General features: G+C 39.0%; 22 protein-coding genes and 1 other annotated feature. Of the genes, 17 read left to right on the top strand and 5 right to left on the bottom strand.

The window, feature by feature from the left end:
* Positions 1 to 20 precede the first annotated feature (20 nt).
* Positions 21 to 149: a sequence feature (ribosomal protein L20 leader region), on the top strand.
* A gap of 40 nt (positions 150 to 189) precedes the next feature.
* From infC to rplT, 3 genes are read left to right on the top strand one after another with little or no spacing between them, the layout of a single operon-like run.
* Positions 190 to 696, top strand: a complete 507-nt coding sequence (infC, locus tag K6V43_RS00915; RefSeq protein WP_024392739.1) for a translation initiation factor IF-3 — start codon at positions 190 to 192, stop codon at positions 694 to 696.
* 27 nt (positions 697 to 723) lie between these two features.
* Positions 724 to 924 carry a 50S ribosomal protein L35 gene (gene rpmI / locus K6V43_RS00910; protein ID WP_024392740.1) on the top strand — a complete coding sequence of 67 codons (201 nt, stop codon included), beginning with the start codon at positions 724 to 726 and terminating at the stop codon, positions 922 to 924.
* A 39-nt stretch (positions 925 to 963) separates the two neighbouring features.
* Positions 964 to 1,323 carry a 50S ribosomal protein L20 gene (gene rplT / locus K6V43_RS00905; protein WP_012028296.1) on the top strand — a complete coding sequence of 120 codons (360 nt, stop codon included), beginning with the start codon at positions 964 to 966 and terminating at the stop codon, positions 1,321 to 1,323.
* Between the two features lie 117 nt (positions 1,324 to 1,440).
* Here rplT and K6V43_RS00900 read toward each other — a convergent pair whose 3' ends face one another.
* Complete coding sequence (locus K6V43_RS00900) at positions 1,441 to 3,636, bottom strand: LTA synthase family protein (RefSeq protein ID WP_222381129.1); 2,196 nt, start codon at positions 3,634 to 3,636, stop codon at positions 1,441 to 1,443.
* A 122-nt stretch (positions 3,637 to 3,758) separates the two neighbouring features.
* Between K6V43_RS00900 and K6V43_RS00895 the strand changes: the two genes are divergently transcribed.
* The 9 genes from K6V43_RS00895 to K6V43_RS00855 all read left to right on the top strand — a co-directional run bounded on the left by K6V43_RS00895 (position 3,759) and on the right by K6V43_RS00855 (position 12,383).
* Positions 3,759 to 4,922 (top strand): class I SAM-dependent rRNA methyltransferase, encoded by a 1,164-nt coding sequence (locus K6V43_RS00895; protein WP_222381128.1) that lies wholly within the window; start codon positions 3,759 to 3,761, stop codon positions 4,920 to 4,922.
* A complete protein-coding gene (gene aroD / locus K6V43_RS00890; RefSeq protein ID WP_172019317.1) occupies positions 4,919 to 5,593 on the top strand; it encodes a type I 3-dehydroquinate dehydratase in 675 nt (224 codons plus the stop codon). Before K6V43_RS00895 ends, aroD begins: the two co-directional genes overlap by 4 nt.
* Before the next feature lies 1 nt (position 5,594).
* Entirely contained in the window at positions 5,595 to 6,761 is a 1,167-nt protein-coding gene (gene aroC / locus K6V43_RS00885; protein WP_222381127.1) for a chorismate synthase, read from the top strand.
* 8 nt (positions 6,762 to 6,769) lie between these two features.
* The gene (locus K6V43_RS00880) at positions 6,770 to 7,873 is read left to right on the top strand and encodes a prephenate dehydrogenase (protein WP_222381126.1); all 1,104 of its coding nucleotides are present in this window, start codon (positions 6,770 to 6,772) and stop codon (positions 7,871 to 7,873) included.
* Between the two features lie 10 nt (positions 7,874 to 7,883).
* A complete protein-coding gene (locus tag K6V43_RS00875; protein WP_172016363.1) occupies positions 7,884 to 8,225 on the top strand; it encodes a YlbF/YmcA family competence regulator in 342 nt (113 codons plus the stop codon).
* A 439-nt stretch (positions 8,226 to 8,664) separates the two neighbouring features.
* Positions 8,665 to 9,627 carry an ABC transporter substrate-binding protein gene (locus K6V43_RS00870; protein WP_222381125.1) on the top strand — a complete coding sequence of 321 codons (963 nt, stop codon included), beginning with the start codon at positions 8,665 to 8,667 and terminating at the stop codon, positions 9,625 to 9,627.
* Positions 9,628 to 9,654: 27 nt separating this feature from the next.
* Positions 9,655 to 10,632 (top strand): ABC transporter substrate-binding protein, encoded by a 978-nt coding sequence (locus K6V43_RS00865; protein ID WP_222381206.1) that lies wholly within the window; start codon positions 9,655 to 9,657, stop codon positions 10,630 to 10,632.
* Between the two features lie 47 nt (positions 10,633 to 10,679).
* A complete protein-coding gene (locus K6V43_RS00860; RefSeq protein ID WP_024392749.1) occupies positions 10,680 to 11,573 on the top strand; it encodes an ABC transporter permease in 894 nt (297 codons plus the stop codon).
* A 9-nt stretch (positions 11,574 to 11,582) separates the two neighbouring features.
* Positions 11,583 to 12,383 carry an ATP-binding cassette domain-containing protein gene (locus K6V43_RS00855; protein ID WP_105126768.1) on the top strand — a complete coding sequence of 267 codons (801 nt, stop codon included), beginning with the start codon at positions 11,583 to 11,585 and terminating at the stop codon, positions 12,381 to 12,383.
* A 52-nt stretch (positions 12,384 to 12,435) separates the two neighbouring features.
* Here the strand turns inward: K6V43_RS00855 and aroB are convergent, their stop codons facing one another.
* The 4 genes from aroB to K6V43_RS00835 are packed head-to-tail and all read right to left on the bottom strand — an operon-like array spanning position 12,436 to position 16,502.
* A complete protein-coding gene (gene aroB, locus K6V43_RS00850; RefSeq protein WP_222381123.1) occupies positions 12,436 to 13,500 on the bottom strand; it encodes a 3-dehydroquinate synthase in 1,065 nt (354 codons plus the stop codon).
* A 12-nt stretch (positions 13,501 to 13,512) separates the two neighbouring features.
* Positions 13,513 to 14,382: a shikimate dehydrogenase gene (locus K6V43_RS00845; protein ID WP_222381121.1), complete on the bottom strand. Its 870-nt coding sequence runs from the start codon at positions 14,380 to 14,382 to the stop codon at positions 13,513 to 13,515.
* A gap of 47 nt (positions 14,383 to 14,429) precedes the next feature.
* Entirely contained in the window at positions 14,430 to 15,455 is a 1,026-nt protein-coding gene (locus K6V43_RS00840) for a 3-deoxy-7-phosphoheptulonate synthase (protein WP_024392753.1), read from the bottom strand.
* A gap of 9 nt (positions 15,456 to 15,464) precedes the next feature.
* Positions 15,465 to 16,502: a 3-deoxy-7-phosphoheptulonate synthase gene (locus K6V43_RS00835; protein ID WP_024396217.1), complete on the bottom strand. Its 1,038-nt coding sequence runs from the start codon at positions 16,500 to 16,502 to the stop codon at positions 15,465 to 15,467.
* A gap of 340 nt (positions 16,503 to 16,842) precedes the next feature.
* Here K6V43_RS00835 and aroA point away from each other — a divergent pair, with 340 nt between their 5' ends.
* The 5 genes from aroA (at position 16,843) to rlmD (ending at position 22,200) form a co-directional block, all read left to right on the top strand.
* Positions 16,843 to 18,123 (top strand): 3-phosphoshikimate 1-carboxyvinyltransferase, encoded by a 1,281-nt coding sequence (aroA, locus tag K6V43_RS00830; protein WP_222381119.1) that lies wholly within the window; start codon positions 16,843 to 16,845, stop codon positions 18,121 to 18,123.
* An 8-nt stretch (positions 18,124 to 18,131) separates the two neighbouring features.
* Positions 18,132 to 18,623 (top strand): shikimate kinase, encoded by a 492-nt coding sequence (locus tag K6V43_RS00825; RefSeq protein WP_024396215.1) that lies wholly within the window; start codon positions 18,132 to 18,134, stop codon positions 18,621 to 18,623.
* Positions 18,614 to 19,441, top strand: coding sequence for a prephenate dehydratase (gene pheA / locus K6V43_RS00820; protein WP_222381117.1), 828 nt, complete (start codon positions 18,614 to 18,616; stop codon positions 19,439 to 19,441). Before K6V43_RS00825 ends, pheA begins: the two co-directional genes overlap by 10 nt.
* Positions 19,442 to 19,456: 15 nt before the next feature.
* Positions 19,457 to 20,776 carry an LCP family protein gene (locus K6V43_RS00815; protein ID WP_222381116.1) on the top strand — a complete coding sequence of 440 codons (1,320 nt, stop codon included), beginning with the start codon at positions 19,457 to 19,459 and terminating at the stop codon, positions 20,774 to 20,776.
* Positions 20,777 to 20,844: 68 nt separating this feature from the next.
* Entirely contained in the window at positions 20,845 to 22,200 is a 1,356-nt protein-coding gene (gene rlmD / locus K6V43_RS00810) for a 23S rRNA (uracil(1939)-C(5))-methyltransferase RlmD (protein WP_222381115.1), read from the top strand.
* Positions 22,201 to 22,271: the final 71 nt, after the last annotated feature.

Raw genomic sequence — 22,271 nt, 5'->3', positions numbered from 1 at the left:
AGATGATAAAATAGTCTTATTGAGAAAAGCAGAAGTGAGAGCTTCTCGCCTTGCGACTAACGTTGTCTGGCCCTACGATTTAAGATTTCTTCGGAAAGAATAATGGTGTAGTGCGGACTTGTTTAGCAGGTCCGTTTTGTTTTTCTCGAAAAAAATAAAATGAGGTGAAAAGCCATAGCAAAGCAAGATTTGTTCATCAATGATGAAATTCGAGTGCGTGAAGTTCGTCTTATCGGTCTTGAGGGTGAACAGTTGGGAATCAAACCGCTCAATGAGGCTCAGGCCATTGCTGATAATTCAAATGTGGATTTAGTATTGATTCAACCACAAGCTAAACCGCCAGTAGCTAAAATCATGGACTACGGTAAGTTTAAGTTTGAATATCAGAAAAAACAGAAAGAACAACGCAAGAAACAAAGTGTTGTTACTGTAAAAGAAGTACGTCTTAGTCCAGTAATTGATAAAGGGGATTTTGAGACAAAACTTCGTAATGCCCGTAAATTCCTTGAAAAAGGAAATAAAGTCAAGGTTTCGATCCGTTTTAAGGGTCGTATGATTACCCACAAAGAAGTTGGAGCGAAAGTATTAGCTGAGTTCGCCGAAGCAACCCAAGATATTGCGATTATTGAACAACGTGCTAAGATGGACGGTCGTCAAATGTTTATGCAATTGGCCCCAGCTTCAGAAAAAAAATAAGCTTTTTACGCTAAAAGGAGAATTAAAATGCCAAAACAAAAAACTCACCGCGCATCAGCTAAACGTTTTAAACGTACAGGTTCTGGTGGATTGAAACGCTTCCGCGCTTATACTTCACACCGTTTCCACGGTAAAACTAAAAAACAACGTCGTCACCTTCGTAAAGCAGGTTTGGTGCATGCTGGTGACTTTAAGCGTATCAAATCAATGCTTACTGGTTTGAAATAAGCCGACTACTAGAATTTAGATTATTTGGAGGAAAATTAAATGGCACGTGTTAAAGGTGGCGTTGTTTCTCGTAAACGCCGTAAACGTATTTTAAAATTAGCTAAAGGTTACTATGGAGCTAAACATCTCTTGTTCCGCACTGCGAAAGAACAAGTTATGAACTCTTACTACTATGCATACCGTGACCGCCGTCAGAAAAAACGTGATTTCCGTAAATTGTGGATCACTCGTATCAATGCGGCTGCTCGTATGAATGGTTTGTCTTACTCACAATTGATGCACGGTTTGAAATTGGCTGAAATTGAAGTAAACCGTAAAATGCTTGCTGATTTAGCAGTAAACGATGCAGCAGCTTTCACAGCTCTTGCAGATGCTGCTAAAGCAAAACTTGCTAAATAAGCATATAGGATTTGAAAAAAGCTTGGATTATTTCCGAGTTTTTTCAATTCTCTCTAGGAATGAAAATAGGCATTGGAACCAACCTTCGTAATGAAGAATGTGATCCAATGCCTATTTCTATTCTGATGAAGTACTTGTGGTCGTTGAACTACTGCTAGATGTTTCGCTACCACTTGTAACTGATGTTTCTTGACTTGTCGAAGAGCTGCCATGAAGTTCTAGGTAACTAGGTGCCTTAAATAAATCTACAGTTGATTGATTACTATTTTTGCTAAAGATGCTGGTTGATTGAGTACCAAGATCGTTTTCTATTGCGAGTTCGCTAGCTAACGAATCAATATAGTTAAATTGACTTGCATCTAAAGCAGGTAAACCATTGTCGAAGAATCGAATAAGATCACCAGTTTGGATGGCATCACTGGCTGCTAATTGTGCTGCAGCAGAATCTTTTAATGCATCAATTTCTTTTTGAGTTGTCTCGTCTGGATTGGTTATTTCCAAACCTGTTTCAGTATAATAAATTTTTCCTTCGTAGCTCGTATATTTTGGAGTAATAAAACTTCCAGCAGTGCGAAGAGCGACAATTTGATTGTGTTCGCTAGAGAGCATATCTTGGCCAACTTGAAGATAGTTGTTTGCTTCAATTCCTAAGAGGTGTTCAAGAGTCGGTAAGGCATCTATTTCACCACCATAAGTATCAATAATTCCGCCATTTGTCATTCCAGGTACTACAATCATATATGGAACTCGTTGCATCATTGCATTGTCAAAGTCTGACCAAGTTTGAGAATCTTTTCCGATTAATGGAGCTAAGTCAGGGTTGCGAGAATTTGAAATCCCATAGTGGTCGCCATATAGGACAATGATTGAATTTTCATACAAACCAGTAGCTTTCAAATAGTCAAAGAATGCTTTGATTGAGGCATCTAAATAGTTGGCTGTAGCAAAGTATCCGTTGATAGTTTCATCAGGTGTATCTGCCAAAGGGAAACCAATTTCATCGCCTATTAGACTGGAAGTGTAGGGATAGTGGTTTGACACCGTGATGAATTTTGCGTAGAAAGGTTGTTGTAAATGTTCGAGATACTGAATCGAGTCTGCAAACATGATTTTATCATTCAAACCATACTGGAATGAGTTTTCAGAAGTCGGCTCAGAAAAATAAGATTGGTCAAAGAAGTAATTGTAGCCCCATTGTTTATAGGTATTATTTCGGTTCCAGAAGCTGGCTGAGTTACCGTGGAATACAGCGGAAGTATAGCCTCCATTCTGAGAAAGGATATAAGGCGCAGCTTGCTGTGTATTGCTTCCTCCATATTGAACCATGAATGAGCCTTGATTGAGACCAAAAAGAGATGTCTCAATCATAGTTTCAGCATCAGAAGTCTTTCCTGCCTTAACCTGATTAAAGAAATTTGAAAAGGCAAAAGTAGATTCTGAGTGATAGAGAGAATTGAGAAATGGTGTTACTTCGTATTCAACACCATCAACATTTAGTTTATAATCAATGACAAATTGTTGTAAACTTTCTAAATGGAGGTAGATGACATTTCGACCTTTGGCGATACCAAAGTATTGATCGTTTGGCTTGGCATAATGCTCCTGCACATATTTTTCAACTGGGACGAGGTCTTCAGCAGTCGCATATGAACGATCTCGCTCGGTTGTATATGTTTGTTGAGCATTATATGTAAAGAATGCAGGTAGACCAAGTGCTCGAACGATATAGTTATTTGAAAATCCTCTCGTTAGCAATTCAGGTCGGTCAATTTCAGCTAAGAATAAATTGATTGAAAAACTTAGGACTGCCAAACATGATAAAGCGAAACTGGCTTTGGTTGAAAGTGCTTTTGCGTGAAATGAAAATTTCTGTTTTTTGACTAATGCAGCAAATAAAATGAAATCAAGAAAGTAGACCAGATCCCAGATTCTAAATAGTTTAACAGCTGTTTCGCCTAGTCCAGTTGATACACTGGATGTTGCCATCATTGTAGAAACAGAAATATAATCTGCAAATTCACGGTAATAAACAGCGTTTGAAAACAGCCAAGCAAACAGTATCAGATAAATTGTTATTGCAACACCATAAAATAGTTTGTTATTTTTTATATAGAGTGCAAGTCCTAGCAGTAGGAGTGCTAAAGGAAGTGGGTTAATAATAGCTATAATATACTGCAATAAACTGGATAAATCTAAATTAAAATCAATAAAATAGGCCCAAAGAGACTTCAGCCAGTAACTGAGTAAAAGTAAAACAATAAATCCGAGGCGAGTCTGATAGTTCTTTTTTATGATATCTATTAGTTTTTTCACAAGTATGATTCTCCACAGCCCTTTCTAAAATCTTTGTTCATTATATCATATTTTATAAAAAATCCTGCAATAATAAGAGTTTTTTTGGCATATAGAATGAATCATGATATAATAGAAAATGTATGAAAATAATAGTTAGTACCATTGCAGAAAAAAAGATTGATAAAGGAATCTGCCTTCTAGATAGTTCAGATTTCAATAAAAACCATGACTTTCCTGAAGGACAAGTGTCATTGTTTTCTAAGAGTAGAAGATATTTAGGCGAGGCTTACTTGTCTCCACAAAATAAGGGAATTGGTTGGCTTTTTAGTCGAAATAAAATAGCTTTGTCTGTAGATTTTTTTACTAATCTTTTTAAAAAGGCAAAAACAGTACGCCAGACCTTCTACCATTCAAATTTGACAACAGCTTTTCGCTTATTTAATCAAGATGGTGATGGTTTTGGTGGATTGACAATTGATTTATATGGAGATTACGCTGTTTTTTCTTGGTATAATACTTTTGTCTATTCCATTAGGCAGTTAGTAATTGAGGCCTTTCAAATTATATTTCCTGAGGTAGTTGGAGCTTACGAGAAAATTCGTTTTCAGTCAGAATTAAGTAATTCCAATTTCCTGTATGGAGTTCAGGCCCCGGATACATTTACTGTTATTGAAAATGGTGTTGCTTATCAGGTTTTTTTAAATGATGGATTGATGACTGGAATTTTCTTGGATCAACACGATGTTAGAGCTTCACTGGTTGATGGACTTGCTAGCGGTAAAAAAGTTCTAAATATGTTTTCATATACAGCTGCTTTTTCGGTTGCAGCAGCTATGGGTGGGGCGAGTGAGACTGTTTCTGTTGATTTGGCGAAACGATCACGCGATCTATCTAAAGCACATTTTATGGCAAATGGTTTACCGCTTGATCACCATCAATTCGTTGTAATGGATGTTTTTGAATATTTTAATTATGCAAAGAGAAAGGGATTGAAGTTTGATATGATCATTTTGGATCCACCTAGCTTTGCTCGAAATAAAAAGCATACATTCACAGTGGCGAAAGATTATTACAAACTGATTGAACAATCACTTGAAATTTTACATTCAGATGGCATGATTATTGCCTCAACCAATGCTGCAAACATTTCGATAGACAAGTTTAAACAGCAAGTTCAGAAGGGCCTTGGAAAAGTGAAGTATCGCTTTTTACAAACTTACCGCTTACCAATCGATTTTAAAGTTAATAAAAATGATGAAAGTAGTAATTACCTTAAGGTATTTACAATACAGGTGCAAAAATGAAAATTGTTGTTCCAATTATGCCGAGAAATATAGAGGAAATAGAAGCAATTGATAGAGAACGATTATCTGATGCAGATATAATTGAGTGGAGAGCTGATTACCTTCCTAAAGACGAAATCCTAAAAGTTGCGCCAGCTATTTTTGAAGTATGCAATGGTAAAGAGGTATTGTTTACCCTTCGGACCACACGTGAGGGTGGACATCTTGAATTGGAAGATCAGGAATATGTCAATCTGATTAAGGAAGTTGCAGCAATCTATCAACCAGACTATATTGATTTTGAGTACTATTCTTATCAGACTGTATTTGATCAAATGTTGGATTTCCCTAACTTAGTGTTAAGTTACCACAATTTCACGGAAACACCTTCCAATTATTTGGAAATCATTTCTGAGCTTACACGTTTATCTCCTGCGGTTGTGAAAATTGCTGTTATGGCAAACTCCGAGCAGGATGTACTTGATGTGATGAATTATACTCGTGGGTTTAAAGCATTGAATTCTGAGCAAGAGTTTGCTACAATTTCAATGGGGCCATTAGGAAAATTATCTCGGATATCAGGGTTTGTAACGGGTTCAAATTGGACTTTTGCAAGTTTAGATGAAGCTTCTGCCCCTGGCCAGATCTCATTGGCAAATACACGAAAATTTTTAGATATATTGGAGAACTAGTATGAGGTATTTAACAGCAGGCGAGTCGCATGGCCCACGTTTAACAGCCATTATTGAGGGAGTTCCAGCAGGTCTTCCTTTAACAGCTGAAGATATTAATAAAGACTTGAAACGCCGTCAAGGTGGTTATGGTCGAGGAAGTCGTATGCAAATTGAAACGGACCGTGTGGAAATTACTGCTGGAGTTCGTCATGGTAAAACAACAGGTGCACCAATCACTCTGAATGTAACAAACAAGGATCATCAGAAGTGGTTGGATATTATGGCTGTTGAGGATATTGAAGAGAAACTTAAAAGCAAGCGTCGTATTAAACACCCACGTCCAGGACATGCTGATTTGGTCGGCGGGATGAAATACCGTTTTAGTGATTTACGAAACTCTTTGGAGCGTTCAAGTGCCCGTGAAACCACAATGAGAGTGGCAGTTGGGGCTGTTGCAAAACGGATTTTGGAAGAACTTGATATTGAGATTGCAAATCATGTTGTTGTGTTTGGTGGGAAAGAAATTGATGTACCAGATGGATTAACTGTTGCTCAGATTCGTGAACGAGCGGCCGCATCAGAAGTATCCATTGTCAATCAAGAGCGTGAAGAGGAAATCAAGGCTTACATTGACCAAGTGAAACGTGATGGCGATACGATTGGTGGAGTCGTTGAAACAATCGTTGGCGGTGTTCCAGCTGGTTTGGGTTCCTATGTACAATGGGACCGGAAACTAGATGCGAAACTAGCACAGGCTGTTGTGTCGATTAATGCCTTTAAAGGTGCCGAATTTGGTCTTGGTTTTAAAACTGGCTATCTCCAAGGTAGTCAAGTAATGGACGAAATACTTTGGACAGAAGAGGATGGCTATACTCGACGGACAAACCATTTGGGTGGTTTTGAAGGTGGTATGACAAACGGTCAACCATTAATTATCAGAGGGGTGATGAAACCAATTCCAACCCTTTACAAACCGCTTATGTCAGTCGATATTGATACTCACGAGCCTTATAAAGCAACTGTAGAGCGCTCTGATCCAACGGCTCTACCTGCTGCAGGTGTTGTGATGGAATCAGTTGTTGCAACAGTTATCGCAACTGAAATATTAGATAAATTCTCTTCTGATAATATAGAAGAACTAAAAGCTGCTGTTACAAGCCACCGTGACTATGTTAAGAATTTCTAGGTGATAAGATGACTAAGACAGTATATATTGCCGGTCTCGGTCTAATCGGTGGCTCTCTAGCACTCGGTATACGGAAACACCATCCAGATTACACCATACTTGGTTATAATCGAGGAGAAAAATCTCGTCATATAGCTTTACAAAGAAATATGGTAGATGAGGTGACTGATGATTTCTCACTATTTGCGGGTCGTGCAGATGTTATCATTTTATGCGTGCCAATTCAGCAAACCATTGAGTTTATCAAACAGTTAGGACAAATCGATTTAAAACCAAACGTATTGGTGACAGATGCTGGTTCCACAAAAACAGAGATTATTCAGGCTGCGGAGGCTTATCTCTCAGAAAAAAGAATTAACTTTATCGGAAGTCATCCAATGGCTGGTAGTCATAAATCTGGTGCGGAAGCTGGAGATATTTTATTATTTGAAAATGCATATTACATTATGACACCTTGTTCATTGACCCAGGCAGACGCAGTTCCTAGACTAACTGATCTTCTTTCGGGAACCGGTGCGCGATTCGTACAGATTGACGCCCGAGAACATGATTTAGTAACGAGTCAAATATCGCATTTTCCCCATGTGCTAGCTTCAAGTCTGATGAATCAGGCGGGTGATTATGCCTTAGAACACCCTTTTACAAATAACTTTGCAGCAGGTGGATTTCGAGATATGACTCGAATTGCAGAGAGTGAACCAGGTATGTGGACGAGCATCTTGATGACAAATGCAGAGCCAATTATTGAACGAATAGAAGATTTTAAAGATCGCCTAACTTATATTCGTCAACTTTTAATAGAAAAAAGACAGGACGATATTTGGGACTTTTTTGCAAGAGGTAGTCAAACACGTAAAGTGATGGAAATCCATAAGCGTGGTGGTGTTGATTCATTTTTCGATCTATTTATCAATGTGCCTGACGAAGAGGACTCTGTTCTAAAAGTTTTAGAGGTCCTGAGAGGAATCTCTATCGTAAATATTCGTATTAACGAAGAAAACCGTGAAGACACATATGGTATCTTACAGATCACATTTAAAAACAAGGAACATTTAGAAGAAGCTGCAAAGCGTTTAACTGAGCAGACTTCTTATCAAATATACTTAAATTAGGAGGTTGGTTATGACCACAAATATCTATGATATTGCGAATCAATTGGAGCGCGCTATTCGCAATCTACCAGAATATAAGGCAGTAGAAGCAGTGAAAGTATCTGTTGAAGCGGATGCGGAAGCTAAAAATACCCTTGATGCCTATATTTCTTTCCAAAAAGGTATTCAGGAAAAATTACAAGCAGGTGAAATTCCAACTGAAGCTGACCAAAAGAAAATGGTTGATTTCAATAAAAAGGTTCAAGCCAATCCACTGTTGACAGAGTATTTTACGAAGCAACAACAATTAGGAACCTATGTGGCAGATTTGGAACGGATTATCTTTAAACCATTAAATGAATTGCTTCAATAAACGGCTCAAGTAGTCGTTTATTTTTTTAGAATTTCATCAATTGTATGAATTTTATTAAAAAATCTGAAAATTTACGCAATTATCTATTGACAAATGATTTTAAAACAGTTATCATAGTTACAAATCAAAAAATGAAAGGAAAACAGATATGTCACGTATGTGTCGAAAACAAACAGTTACTCGTACATATTTCTACAGCTATTTTAGATAGTGTTTGTAGACATGGAGAACATGGATGCAAACACGGGAACGTAAAGTTTGTATCTATGTGGCTGTAGTCATTTTGACATGTGCCTCATAGATGAATACATCTAAATGGCGCGAGTTGTTCAGTCTGTTTTTACTATACAGTTGAAGCATTGGGGCCGTTTAGAATGTCATCTTCTAGACGGTCCCTTTCTTTTTGGATTAACTACTTATACATTTAAAGGAGATTGAAATGGTTAGATTTAAAAAAATTATTCTTAGCTCGGTTGTAGCATTATCAGCGCTAACATTGGCAGCATGTAGTTCTAATAGTGAAGATTCTGGATCAGTTCGGGTTGGAATTATCCAATATGCAGAACATGAGGCCTTATCGTCAGCTCGTGAAGGATTTATTGAAGCATTGGAAGATGCGGGATACAAGGAAGGTGAGAATCTGACAATTGATTTACAAAATTCCCAAGGAGATCAAGCCAATTTACAAACAATGGTAGGACAGCTTGCAGGGAAAAATGATTTGAACTTTGCAATTGCAACACCTGCTGCCCAAGCATTGTTAAATGCGGATGGTGAGACACCAAGTGTGTTTACAGCTGTAACTGATCCAGTTGAAGCAGGACTGGTTGAAAGTTTGGATGCACCCGGCGGTTCTATGACAGGATCTACTGATGCAACAGATGTAGAAGGGCAGATTGACATGTTACTCAAAGTGGTTCCTTCAGCTAAAACGATTGGTATCTTCTACAATTCAAGTGAAGTTAATTCTGAGGTGCAAGCTGACCAAGCTAAACAAGCCCTTGAAGCAAAAGGAGTCAAAGTAGAGGTGGCAACTGTTACTTCAACAAATGACGTTCAACAAGCAATGACCTCTCTGGCTGCTAAGGTCGATGCTATCTATCTCCCGACAGATAATACAGTTGCTTCAACTGCTTCAACGATTGGTGAAATTTTACAAGAAGCGAAGGTTCCAGCAATGGGAAGTGATGCCGCAGTTATTGATGCTACTCTGTTTACTTATGGAGTTGACTATCATGCAATTGGTGTACAGGCTGGCGAACTAGCTGTGAAAATCTTGAAAGGTGATAAGCCAGCTGATTTGCCAGTTGAAAAACCAAATACAGCTGCTGTTACTGTGAATGAAGAAATGGCGACAGTTCTCGGTTTTGATGCTGAAACTATTAAAGCATTGGAAAAATAAAAGTTGGAAAGATAGGAGTATCATATGATGAAAACTAAATTCATGAAAAAAATAGCAGCGATTTCCCTGGTTAGTGTAGGAATTTTGACGCTGGCAGCTTGCTCTTCCGCAAGTTCAGACAAATCTTCTTCTGAAACAGTTAAAGTTGGGATTCTACAATATATGGAACATGAATCCTTGACTGCAGCGCGTGAAGGGTTTGTAGCAGAGTTAGAGGCGAACGGCTACAAAGAAGGAGAAAAATTAGTCTTAGATTATCAGAATGCACAAGGTGATCAAGCAAACCTACAAACTATATCAGAACAATTAATCGATGGAAATGATATTGTGTTAGCTATTGCAACACCTGCTGCACAAAGTTTGGCAACCGTATCAACTGAAACTCCCATCCTATTCACTGCCGTTACGGATCCATTATCAGCGGATTTGGTAGAGTCTATTGAAAAACCAGGGGGACTCTTGACAGGAACTTCCGACCAAGCTCCAATTGATAAACAAGTTGAATTGCTAGGACAAGCAGTTCCAGATGCGAAAACAGTTGGTATCCTATATACCACTAGCGAGCGGAACTCTGAGGTTCAAGTAGAACAAGCTAAACAATTATTTGAAAAAGCGGGCTATAAGGTGGTTGTAAAGGGAATCACTTCAACAAATGAAGTGCAAGATGCCACTACAAGCTTGATGAAGGATGTAGATGCTATTTTTGTTCCAACTGATAACACTATTGCCTCAACAATGACCATGATTGGTGAATTGTCTGTTGAGCATCAAATACCAGTTATCGGTGGTTCAACAGATATGGTGGATGAAGGTGGTTTACTAACTTATGGTACTAATTATGAGGCTCTAGGACGTCAAACCGCAAAAATGGCAATCAAAATTATTGAGGGTGCGGATGTTTCTGAAACCGCAGTGGAATACCCTGAAACAGTTAGTCTTCATGTAAATGAGGACATTGCCAAACAACTCGGAATTGATACTAGCAAACTTTCTGTATCTGAGTAAACGGTGCAAGAAGAGAGATTCTTCAATAACCTACAAAGGAGAAAATCGTGGATATTATTTTATCGAGTATTTCGCAAGGCTTGCTTTGGTCAGTCATGGCGATTGGTGTTTACTTGACTTTTCGTATTTTGGATATCGCAGATATGACAGCAGAGGGATCTTATCCCCTTGGAGCCGCTGTTTGTGCAACAGGAATTGTAAATGGTCTAAACCCTCTACTTGCAACTTTTCTTGCAATGATAGCTGGTATGGGAGCTGGATTAATTTCTGGTTTACTCCACACAAAGTTAAAAATTCCTGCTCTCTTGACAGGTATTGTCACCTTGACAGGTCTTTATTCGATTAACTTGAAAATATTAGGTAAGGCCAATGTGGCTTTGCTTAAGCAGGAGACCTTGGTCACTCAATTGCAGGATTTTGGTTTGACTAAAACGAATGCTGTACTGGTGATTGGTATCATCTTTGTTTTAGCAGTTGTCGGAGTGTTAACGCTTTTACTCAATACACAAATTGGTTTGGCTATTCGTTCAACAGGGGATAATATTCCAATGAGTGAAGCAAATGGCATTAACGTCGACAGAATGAAAATCTATGGCTATATGATGTCAAATGGGTTAATTGCTCTTTGTGGTGCCTTGTTGACCCAAAATAATGGTTATGCAGATCTTAACTCTGGTACGGGTACTATCGTTATCGGTTTGGCATCTGTCATTATTGCTGAAGTCATATTACGGAATCTCCGTTTGGGTTGGAGATTGCTGTCAGTTGTACTGGGTGCAGTCGTATACCGCTTGATTATTCTTGCGATTTTGGAAATACCTGGGATGGATGCGGACCTTGTCAAACTCTTCTCTGCAATCCTATTGGCAACTGTACTTTATGTTCCTGAATTACAGAAGAAACTCAATATTCGTCGCCCCAAATTAAATGGACATGCTTAGGAGGAAATAATGACAACAATTTTATCAATAGAAAATATTCATAAAACCTTCGAAGCAGGGACTGTCAATGAAAATCATGTTCTTCGTGGGTTAAGCTTAGATGTGAAAGAAGGAGACTTTATCTCTATTATCGGTGGTAATGGTGCTGGTAAGTCAACATTTATGAACTCACTTGCTGGAGCCCTAACAGTTGATTCGGGTGATATTTTACTTGAAGGGAAATCCATCAAGCATGTCTCAGCAGCAAAACGTTCTAAGGATATTAGCCGTGTTTTCCAAGATCCGAAGATGGGAACTGCTTCTCGCCTAACTATTGAAGAAAACATGGCCATTGCTTATCGTCGTGGATTATCACGTGGTCTCGGTTGGGGTGTAAAAGATAGTGAACGTGCTATTTTTAAGGAAGCATTGAAAGAGCTTGGTCTGGGATTGGAAAACCGTATGAAAGTTGATACTCAATTTCTTTCAGGTGGCCAACGTCAAGCTTTGACCTTGATGATGGCTTCTCTGGTTAAGCCCAAGGTACTCTTGCTAGATGAACATACGGCTGCCCTTGATCCAAAAACCAGTGATATGGTAATGGAATTGACGAAGAAAATCGTTGAAGGACACCAATTAACGGCGTTGATGATTACGCACAATATGGAAAACGCTATTGCATATGGCAATCGATTGGTGATGTTACATCGTGGTCAAATCGTTGTTGATGTTGAGGGTGAAGCGAAGAAGAACTTAACTGTTCAAGACTTGATGGATCTTTTCTACCAGAATAGTGGCGAAAAATTGACTGATGATGATATGATATTGTAAAAAAAGGCTACTGAGTTTATTGCTTCAACTCAGTAGCCTTTTGTCATATAATCTATTGCAAGAATTCTCTCATTTCTTCTAATGGAATTTGATGGATTGCAGCCTGTCCAAGCTGTGGCACGATAACAAGCTTAATAGTTTTTCCTCTTGCTTTCTTATCGTGAGTTAAGGCTGTATATAATTCCTCGCTATTCCAAGGTTGATGTGCAGTTGGCAAACCAAATTTCTCACACATAGCGATAATTTTTTCAGTTATACCTGCTGGCATTAAACCTTTTTTCTCAGAAGCACGTGAGATTTGAACCATTCCGATAGCGACAGCTTCACCGTGCATGACTTGACCATAGCCAGCGGTAGCTTCAATCGCATGACCGATTGTGTGACCAAAGTTTAGATATAAGCGGACTCCATTGTCCAACTCATCTTCGACTACAACCTTGCGTTTAACTTCGCAGGAGTGGTAGATGATATAGTCGGCATTCTCCAAAATACTTTCTACAGAGCCATCTAATCGGTCAAGTGTATCCCAGAGTTCCACATCATCGATCAAGCCATATTTAACGACTTCGCCCATTCCTTCAATCAATTCACGTTTGCCAAGTGTTTTTAGGGTATTAGGATCAATGAGGACACCATCAGGTTGGCAGAAGCTACCGACCATATTCTTAGCGAATGGTGTGTTAACGCCAGTTTTCCCACCAATTGAAGAATCAACTTGGGCAGTTAGACTCGTTGGAACCTGGAGAAAATGGATACCACGCATATAAGTCGAGGCAACGTAACCAGCTAAATCTCCAACCACACCACCCCCAAGAGCTAAAATTCCATCACTCCGTGTCATCCCATTTTTTACGAGAAATTCGTAGGCTTGATAAACAGTTTCAAGATTTTTTGATGCTTCACCTTCTGGAAATTCAAATACAATCGTGTCAAAACCAGCTTGTTCTAAACTAGCTTGGACCGTTTGACCATACAGTTTACCAACCAGGTCATCTGTAATGATGGCAATTTTTTGAGGGTTCCAGAGTTCTTTGACCCAGGAACCAACCTGTGACAAGCTACCTCTTTCAATGAGGATGTCATATGGATTGTGGGGAAGGTTAACAGTTAGTTTCATACCCGTTCCTCTCTATTTGATATCGTATTTCTGTACTAATTGTTGCCAAATCAAATCTGTCGGCATTTCTTTTCCCGTCCAGAGTTCAAAGGCTTCCGCTGCTTGAAAGAGTAGCATACCCAGACCGTTGATGGTTGGATTTCCTTGTGAATTTGCCATTTTCAATAAAGGTGTTTCAAATGGTTGATATATCACATCTGCAACCAATAGTTCCTCTGGAAAACGAATGGTAGCTGGGAGTGGTAGGGAAGTGCCATCCATTCCCACACTGGTGCCATTGATGAGTAAGTCTGAATTGTTTATGTGCTCTGCGAGTAACTGGCTATCATTGTTGGGGAGTACTTGTAGGGAAACTCCAGTAGATTGTGCAATAGTTTGGACTGTTACAACTGTTCTTTCCACACTTTGTGGGCGACAAAAAATAGTGATTTCCTTTGCGCCATCTATTGCAGCTTGGGCGATAATGGCAGTTGAAGCACCACCTCCACCTAAGATTGTCAGCCGTTTGTTTCTTACATGGAATGCTCTAAGAGTTTCCAAACTTTTAAAAAATCCGCTGCCGTCTGTATTGTGACCAATAAGCAGGCCGTCTTGATGAAGAACAGTATTAACGGCACCTATTAAGCGAGCAGACTCTGTTAAATCATCTAGGTAGGGTATTACAGCCTGTTTATAAGGCATGGACAGATTAATTCCAAACATGTTATATCGTTTGATATTTTCAAGTGTGACTGCTAGATCATCCTCTGGAATTTCCCATGCTAGGTAGACTCCATTTACACCCGTTTCTTCAAAAGCAAGGTTGTGGATGAAGGGTGAAATAGAATGTTTTATTGGCTTTGCAACTACAGCTGCTAGGCGAGTATATCCATCAATATTCACAAGATGCCTCCAATTCTAATCATTCTTGCTTTGCAATAATAAAATAATTATAGTGTCTGATGAATTTCACGGATGAGTGCTTCGGTTTTTTCCCATCCCAAGCAAGGATCAGTGATGGACTTGCCATAGACTTCAGGGCTATCTTGACGGCCGTCTTCTAAGTAGGATTCAATCATGAAACCACGGACGTATTTACGAATGGATTCATTCCAATCTCGATTAATAAGCGTTTGGCGAACGATGCGAATTTGCTCCAAGTAATTTTTACCAGAATTATCATGGTTTGTATCGATGACAATGAATGGATTTTCAAGACCAAATTGCTCATATTGCTTGATGGTTTTCAAAAGAATGTCATAGTAGTAGTTCGGTTCATAACCACCTTTTTCAGTATTGGCACCGCGAAGAATAGCGTGGGCAAGTGGGTTGCCGTCCGTATCGACTTCTGCATCTCGGTAGATAAAATTTTGCTTATTTTGTGCAGCGTAGATGCCATTGAACATGACAGTCAAATTGCCTGAAGTCGGGTTTTTCATGCCTGTCGGCATATCGATTCCAGAAGCAACGAAACGGTGCTCTTGGTCTTCGACGGAGCGAGCACCGATGGCATGATAAGATACCAAATCTTCCACAAGAGGATAATTTGCGGAATAGAGCATTTCGTCTGCTGTTGTTAAGCCAGTCTCAGTAATAACACGGTAATGCAGATGACGTACAGCAGCAATACCATTGATTAAATCAGGTAGTTTAGACGTATCTGGTTGATGCATCAAACCCTTGTATCCTTCACCATTTGTACGCGGTTTTGCAGTATAGACACGCATAACGATAAAGATTTTATCTTTAACCTCTTCCTGGAGTTTTGACAAACGGTGTGCATAATCTAAAACAGCATCTTCATTATCAGAAGAGCAAGGTCCGATGACGAGGAGCAGACGTTGATCTTCACCCCTAATCACTCGTTTTAGTTCTTCATCACGCTGGTTTTTTGCTACTAAAAATTCGCCTTCAAGTTTTGAAAGTTCCTTAATTTGTTCTACATCAATACTGGTACTTTTTCTATGTATTCCCATCATTATTTCCTATCTATTATATATTTCTCGGATTAATTCTTGTGTTTTTTCCCAACCTAAACATGGATCAGTGATTGATTTTCCATAAATGTCTGGATTGTCCTGACGACCGTCCTCAATATAGGATTCAATCATAAATCCACGGACATAGTTGCGGATGGACTCGTTCCAGTCTCGGTTGATCAAGGTTTGGCGTACGATTCGTATTTGTTCTAAATAGTTTTTACCAGAGTTATCATGGTTTGTGTCAATCAAAATGAATGGATTTTTTAATCCGAATTGTTGATAAATCTCAATCGTTTCCAAAAGATTATCATAGTAGTAGTTCGGCAGGTATTTTCCATTTTCGTTCACTGCTCCTCGGAGAATGACATGGGCAAGTGGGTTACCAGAAGTTTCAACTTCCGTATTATTGAAAAGGAAGGACTGTTTTTTCTGAGCCGCAAAGATTCCATTAAACATGACTTTTAGGTTTCCAGACGTTGGATTTTTCAAGCCTGTTGGAACATCAATACCAGAAGCAACAAAGCGGTGTTGCTGGTTTTCAACAGAGCGAGCACCAATCGCAATATAGGAAACTAGATCATCTACAAGCGGGAGATTTTCAGGATACAGCATTTCGTCAGCAGTCGTTAAACCAGTTTCTGTAATCACACGATAGTGCAGGTTACGAACGGCTTTAATTCCATTAATAAGACTAGGGGCGGCATCTGTATCAGGCTGATGCATGAGTCCCTTGTAGCCATCCCCATTCGTACGTGGCTTGGCAGTATATACACGCATAACCATAAAGATTTTATCCTTGACTTCCTCTTGGAGTTTAGCCAAGCGATGCGCATAATCAAGAACAGCTTCCTCATTATCAGATGAACATGGACCGATGACCAATAATAGACGATCGTCTTCACCTTTGAGAATTGCTTCGAGCTCACGGTCTCGCGCTTGTTTTTTTGCAAGTGTTTCAGGTGCTAATTTAGAATGTTCTCGAACCTGGTCGATATTAATTTTTTCGCTGATTGGTGTAAACAATAGATCTTCCTCTTTCATTAGTAGATTTCCTAATTATATCATTATTCTGACGATTTTTAAATATAGATTAGTGAATTTACGTTAAATTTACAGCAAATTCAGAATATTTCTTTTCTAGATTATGAAAATCTGAGATACTGACCGATTTTGAATTGATTTCGAAATGAAGGTTTAAAACATGTAGTTTGGTAAACGATGTCTAAAACCGATAAAAATGGACTTGATCAGCTTCAATAAATACATTTTATATTTGTTTTAAATCACGAATAATCGTATTTTTCCTACGAATTGTCAAAAAAATCAGAAAATATTCTGTAAATATGGTAAAATGGGAATGAAACTATTTTGAGGTAAGGATATGAGATTAAGAAGCAATGTAGAGCAATTAAAGGGGACCATTCGTGTTCCAGGTGATAAATCAATTAGTCACCGTTCGATTATTTTTGGAAGCTTGGCTAAGGGTGTCACAACAGTTCACGATATTCTTCGAGGAGAAGATGTCCTATCGACTATGCAAGTTTTCCGTGATCTTGGAGTTGAAATTGAAGATAAAGGGGACACTGTGGAGATTCATGGTGTTGGTTTTGATGGCTTTCAGGCTCCCAAAAATGATTTGGACATGGGAAATTCGGGAACATCGATTCGCTTGATATCAGGTGTTTTAGCCGGTCAGGACTTCGAGGCAACCATGTTTGGTGATGATTCTCTGTCCAAACGTCCAATGGATCGTGTGACTGTTCCCCTTAGTCAAATGGGTGTTGAGATTTCAGGACAAACTGACCGTGATTTGCCACCTTTAACAATAAAAGGTAGTAAGCATTTAAAACCGATTCATTACAAACTTCCTGTAGCCTCAGCTCAAGTTAAGTCAGCTCTGCTATTTGCTGCCTTACAGGCAGAAGGAGAATCCATCATCGTTGAGAAGGAACTGACTCGAAATCATACGGAAGATATGATTGTTCAATTTGGTGGGCAATTGGATGTTCATGGAAAAGAAATTCGTATTCAAGGTGGTCAAGAGTTTATAGCGCAAGAAATCACAGTTCCAGGTGACATTTCAAGTGCAGCATTCTGGTTGGTTGCTGGGTTGGTTGTTCCAGGATCAAAGATTACACTAGAAAATGTTGGTATTAACGAGACGCGTACAGGAATTTTAGATGTCATTAAGGCCATGGGTGGGAAAATGACCTTGTCGAATGTTGATGAGCTTGCTAAATCTGCCACCATTACAGTTGAATATTCAGACCTACATGCTACAGAAATTGGTGGTGAATTAATTCCACGTTTAATAGATGAACTGCCTATCATTGCCTTATTAGCAACTCAAGCAAATGGTACAAGTGTGATTCGGGATGCTGAAGAACTCAAGGTTAAAGAAACAGATCGAATTCAAGTTGTTGCGGATGCTTTGAATAGCATGGGTGCGAATATTGAGCCGACTGAGGATGGTATGATTATTCATGGACCAACATCTTTACATGGTGCTACAGTCAATACCTTTGGTGATCATCGTATTGGTATGATGACAGCTATCGCTGCATTGTTGTCTAAACATGGAGAAGTTGAGTTAGAGAGAGCGGAAGCAATCAATACAAGCTACCCTGCTTTCTTTGAACACTTAAATAGTTTGATTGATTAGGAGTAAATATGCCAATCGTATTGCTAGGATTTATGGGAGTTGGGAAAACTACAACTGCCAGTTTGTTAGAACTCCCAGTCTATGATATGGACCAGATCATAGAGGAACGGATTGGTATGTCAATCGCTGATTATTTTAGTCTGAAGGGAGAAACGGCCTTTCGCCAGATTGAGACTGAGGTGTTAAAAGAATTATTAACATTACCAGCAGATTGCATCGTTTCAACGGGTGGTGGTGTTGTAAAATCTGAAGTAAACAGGAAGTTATTGCTGGAAAATAAGGATAATAATGTACTTCTTACGGCCTCCTTTGAGGTTGCTTATCAGAGAATTAGCATGGATGATCAATCTCTAAGGCCACTCTTTTTGCAACATAGCAAAGATGAATTTAAAGCCATTTATCAAGAACGGATGTCACTTTATCAAGGATTGGCAACAACAGTTATTGATACAGATCATGTACGTCCAGAACAAGTAGCAAGGAAAATTCTATGCAAGTAGCCTATTTGGGACCTCGTGGTTCCTTCACCCATCAAGTTGCCCAGGAGGCATTTCCAACTGCTGATTTGAAGGCCTTCGGAACGATTACAGAAGTGATTAAAGCTTATGAAAATGGACAAGTTACCTATTCCGTCATTCCAGTAGAAAACTCGATAGAAGGAAGTGTTCATGAGACTATAGACTATCTTTTTCATCAGGCAGAAATACATGCAGTTGCAGAAATCGTTCAGCCAATTGCTCAGCAGTTATTGGCAACCGATGCACATAAATCAATCGAAGTGATTTATTCCCATCCACAAGCAATTGCTCAGGGGAAAAAATACATTCAGGAGCATTTTCCTCAGGCTCGGATTGAAGTTACTGCAAGTACTGCTTACGCAGCTCGATTTGTCGCTGAACATGCGGACCAACCCTTCGCTGCCATTGCTCCTCATGCTGCTGCAGATGAGTATGGTTTGGTGGTGATTGGACAAGATATCCAGGAAATTAGTGAAAACTTTACCCGCTTTTGGATCTTGGGAACAGTAGCTCCAGATGTACAGTTGAGAAAGGTGGCACAAAAAGTTAGCTTAGCACTGACCTTGCCAGATAATTTACCGGGTGCCCTCTATAAAGCAATGTCTGTTTTTTCATGGCGCGGGATTAACCTGACAAAAATAGAAAGTCGTCCTTTAAAAACAGCACTGGGAGAGTATTTTTTCATATTAGATATTGACAATGAGTCGGCTGAACTCATTCAATTTTCAATGGAAGAACTGAAGAGTTTAGGTATATTTTATAAAATTTTAGGAACTTACACTGTTTTTAAAATAGTGTAAGATGAAAGTATTTGTATGAGAAAAAATAATAGCGTCCTTACGCATCATGAAGAACTGCGTTTGGATTATTTACAAAAAAATATTCATTATTTAAATGAAAAGGAAAAACGTGAGTTAGAGTATTTACAGTACAAAAAGGAATTACGCGAGCGTCATGCCGTTCCTCAACAAGCGAAGTCGCGTCAAAAAGCACCATCATACGAGAATGACTTTGAAAGTGAATATTTTGATGAAGATATTGAACAGGAGGCTATCCTACCTCAGTATCCTGAGCGTAAATCAAGAAGCAGAAAGCAGCCCCAAAAGCAGATACAACCAGAAAAAACAGTACCTAAAATCAAGTTAAAAAAACAGAAAAAACCTAGAAAACGCGGTCGGTTGAAACGATTTTTCTTTTATTTGATTCTTGCTTTGTTGTTTGTGATTGGGGCAATGGGCTTTAATTTTTTCAAAGGTATGAACAGTGTTAGCGAGAAACCAGTTCCGGAGGTATTTAATGGTGTAGAAACAACTGATGGAACAAATATACTCATTTTGGGGACAGATGGTCGTATTGGAGAGAGTTCGGAAGAAACACGGACAGATACCATAATGGTCTTAAATGTTAATAATAAGGAAAATAAGGTGAAACTTGTCAGTTTTATGCGCGATACCTTAGTGGATATAGGCGGTTACGAATATAAGTTAAACAATGCCTATACACTTGGAGAGCAAGATAATCTCCATGGTGCTGAACAAGTTCGACTTACCTTGAAAGAGAATTTTGATATTGATATTCAATACTATGCAATGGTTGACTTTTCTATTTTTGCTACTACCATAGATACTCTTTTCCCAGATGGTGTAACTATTGATGCACAATTTTCAACTATTGATGGGGAAGAGGTAAGTTCAATCGAAGCACCCAATGATTTAGGACTTGAGGAAAATGCTCCACCCTATCAGACAATTTACGTTGGTGAACAAAAGATGGACGGTAAGACACTTCTGAATTACGCTCGGTATCGTTCTGATGATGAGGGGGATTATGGTCGGACTAGACGTCAGCAACAAGTTCTGTCAGCTATCATGTCACAGGCAAAAAATCCAATGAAACTTTTTTCTGGTTCTGAGGCAATCGGGAAAGTAGTCGCAATGACGCCTACAACAGTTCCACAAAGTTTTATGTGGTTTCAGGGTCCAGGTATTGTTTTGGATGCAGCAAATGGGATAGAACGAATGACTATTCCAGAAAATGGTGATTGGATTGATGATTATGATATGTATGGCGGTATGGCTTTGCGGATAGATTTTGAAAAATATCAAGAACGCCTAGCTGAAATGGGTTTGCGTTAGGAAATATGGTATACTAGAAAGTGACTTCGGTCACTTTTTTATAGTGTCCTAAATAGAAAGTAAAATTTATGTTAAAGAAAAATGATATTGTTGAAGTAGAAATTATTGATCTGACCCATGAGGGACAAGGTGTCGCAAAATTAGACGGCTTCGTCTTTTTTGTAGACAATGCTCTACCGGGTGAAAATATTCGGATGAAAATTTTAAAACTGAAGAAAAATATTGGGTTTGGTAAGGTGGAAGAATGGCTGAGCTTTGCACCAAATCGTAATCAGAGCCTTGATTTGACCTATTTAAGAACAGGTATTGCTGATTTGGGTCATTTGAATTATACTGCTCAACTTGAATTTAAGAGAAAGCAAGTTGAAACGAGTTTGAGAAAGATTGCAGGAATTACTGATATTGAGGTGAACGATACAATCGGGATGGATCATCCTGTGGCTTACCGTAACAAGGCAGCTGTTCCTGTTCGTCGTGTCAATGGCCAGTTAGAAACAGGTTTTTTCCGAAAAAATTCTCACGATTTAGTGCCAATTGAAGATTTTTATATTCAACACAAGGACATTGATGCCTTGATTTTGGCTACTCGTGATCTCATGCGTCAATTGGATTTAAAACCTTACGATGAAATAGAACAAACTGGTCTGGTCAGAAACATTGTCGTTCGTCGTGGCCATTATTCAGGGCAACTCATGTTGATCATCGTGACAACCAGGCCAAAGATTTTTCGTATTGAAACCTTAATCGAACGCTTGACCAGACAGTTCCCAAATCTTGTCTCGGTTATTCAGAATATCAATGATCTGAACACCAATGCGATATTCGGTCAAGAGTTCCGCCTCTTGTACGGTAGTGAAACAATAGTTGATACGATGTTAGGCAATGAATTTGAAATTTCAGCTCCTTCTTTCTATCAAGTCAATACTGAAATGGCTGAAAAACTGTATCAAACGGCTATTGACTTTGCTGAACTATCGGCAGATGATGTTATAATTGATGCCTATTCCGGAATCGGGACGATCGGTCTATCTTTTGCAAGACAAGTTCAGCATGTCTATGGAGTGGAAGTGGTTGAAAAGGCTGTCCTTGATAGCCAGAAAAATGCTGCTAGAAATGGTATTGACAATGTTACCTATGTCTGTGATAGTGCAGAATCCGCTATGCAAAAATGGGTTACGGCTGGCATTAAACCGACTGTTATCTTTGTTGATCCGCCAAGAAAAGGTTTGACGGATAGTTTTATTCGTGCCAGTGCCTCTGTTGAGCCGGAAAAAATTGTCTACATTTCCTGCAATGTAGCCACGATGGCGCGTGATATTAAACTTTATGAGGAATTGGGGTACAAATTGACGAAGGTCCAGCCGACTGATTTATTTCCGAATACGCATCACGTCGAGTGTGTCGCACTGCTCGTAAAAGCCTAGAAACCTTGGAACGAAAGGGATAATGAAAAGCCTTTGTTGCAAGGCTTTTTGCTTTATGGTGGGTAAGTATC

Origin of the sequence: Streptococcus suis (assembly GCF_019794615.1) — a bacterium.
In the GTDB taxonomy this organism is placed as follows: Bacteria; Bacillota; Bacilli; order Lactobacillales; family Streptococcaceae; genus Streptococcus; species Streptococcus suis_AI.
Note: the sequence above shows the minus strand (reverse complement) of the source record. Positions and strands in the feature narration are given on the sequence as shown.